At 71.7% G+C, this 1,930-nt stretch carries 1 protein-coding gene and 1 tRNA gene; both read left to right on the top strand.

The window, feature by feature from the left end; translation table 11 throughout:
- The first annotated feature begins 118 nt into the window (after nucleotides 1-118).
- On the top strand, nucleotides 119-1,582 hold the full coding sequence (locus tag ACIKT0_RS17600; protein WP_407106639.1) for a sensor histidine kinase: 1,464 nt from the start codon (nucleotides 119-121) through the stop codon (nucleotides 1,580-1,582).
- Nucleotides 1,583-1,694: 112 nt separating this feature from the next.
- Nucleotides 1,695-1,771 (top strand) — tRNA-Arg (locus ACIKT0_RS17595).
- Nucleotides 1,772-1,930 lie beyond the last annotated feature (159 nt).

Genomic DNA, 1,930 nt, shown 5'->3' with positions numbered 1-1,930 from the left:
GGCGCGTGGGGGCGGCCGCTCGCGCCATCGTGGTGGTTCCCGGGCGCGCCGTTGACGAAGCGGGCCCGGAGCCGCATCATCCGGCCGCGCGCACGCGCTTCGTCGCGCCAACAAGATCATGACAAACCAGACGACCAACGCGGAAGCCACCACCGGACGCCTCGGCCTCTCCGGCAAGCTGCTCGCGCTGACGGCGCTGTTCGTCATGGTCTCGGAAATCATGATCTTCGTGCCGTCGGTCGCGAATTTCCGGCTGAACTACATCGACGACGAGATGAACCGCGCCCGCACCGCCGCGCTCGCGCTCGACGCCGCGCCGGACGGCATGGTGGCCGAGCCGCTGGCGCGCAAGCTGCTCGCGAGCATCGGCGCGCGCGCCCTCGTCCTGAAGTCGGGCGAGGCCCGCCGGCTGCTCGCGGTCGCCGACATGCCGCCCGAGGTCGCGATCACCATCGACCGGCGCGAGCCGGCGGGCGTCAGCGCGATCCTCGACGCCTTCGACGTGATGCTGAACGGCAAGAAGCGGCTGGCGCGCGTGGTCGCCGAGGCCCCCGAGCAGGGCGACTTCATCGAAATCGTGGTCGACGAGACCGCGCTGCGCAACGCGATGCTGGGCTTCGCCCGCAACGTGCTGCTGGTGGCGCTGGTGATCTCCCTCGTCACCGCGGCGCTCGTCTATCTCGCGCTCGACCTGATGATCGTGCGGCCGGTGCGGCGGCTCACGGCCACCATGGTGGGCTTCGCCGAGGCGCCCGAGGACGCGAGCCGCATCGTGGTGGCCTCCGGCCGCGCCGACGAGATCGGCGTCGCGGAGAGCGAGCTCGAGCGGATGCAGAGCGAGATCCACGGCCAGCTCCAGCAGAAGTCGCGGCTGGCCGCGCTCGGCCTCGCGGTCAGCAAGATCAATCACGACCTCCGCAATCTGCTGGCGGCCGCGCAGCTGATGTCCGACCGGCTCGGCACGGTCTCTGACCCGACCGTGCAGAAGCTCGCGCCGAAGCTGATCGCCACCCTCGACCGCGCCATCAGCTTCTGCCAGTCGACGCTGTCCTACGGCGCCGCGCAGGAAACGCCGCCGGCGCGCCGCATGGCCTCGCTCGCCGACATCGTCGAGGACACCCGCACCGCGCTTGGGCTCGCGACCGAGGAGGCGCAGATCGGCTTCACGACCGCGGTGGAGCGCGGCCTGCTGATCGACGCCGACCCGGACCACATCTTCCGCATCCTGCTCAATCTCGGCCGCAACGCGACGCAGGCCTTCGAGAATCGCGGGACCCCGGACCCGGCGCGCGACCAGATCCGCATCTCGGGCCGCCGCGAGGGCGCGGTGGTGGTGATCGAGGTCTCGGACACCGGCCCCGGCCTGCCGCCCAAGGCGCGCGAGCACCTGTTCGAGCCGTTCCAGGGCTCGACCCGGCCGGGCGGCTCGGGGCTCGGACTGGCGATCGCGGCGGAGCTCGTGCGCGCCCATGGCGGCTCGATCGCGCTGGTGGAGGGCACGATGGGCGCGACCTTCCGCATCACCATCCCGGACCGCCCCATCGATCTCCAGGCGCGAGCCCGTGAACGCGCGCGGGCGTGACGCCGGCGGCTTTCGAGGCGCTCGCCAAGCCGGGTGCCAAGGCGCTTGCCAAGCCGTCGCCGAGCGGCTAACACGTCGCCTCCGCCGCGGCCACTGAGGCCGTCCCGGACGCGCGCCCGTAGCTCAGCTGGATAGAGCACCAGACTACGAATCTGGGGGTCAGAGGTTCGAATCCTTTCGGGCGCGCCATTCTCTCCCTTGAAAATCAGCATCTTCCGGACGCGTCGCGCCAGCGCGGCGGCCTGCGCCTGCGGCGCTTCGGACTGGAAGACGCGCGGCTCCGACAGATATCCGTCGGGTAGCCGTCCGCGCCCGGCTCGTCCGCCGGTGAGGCGGGCAGCGGCGCGG

The organism is Hansschlegelia beijingensis (assembly GCF_045505405.1).
Taxonomy (GTDB): Bacteria; Pseudomonadota; Alphaproteobacteria; order Rhizobiales; family Methylopilaceae; genus Methylopila; species Methylopila beijingensis_A.
This window is presented reverse-complemented; position numbering and strand designations above follow the sequence as displayed.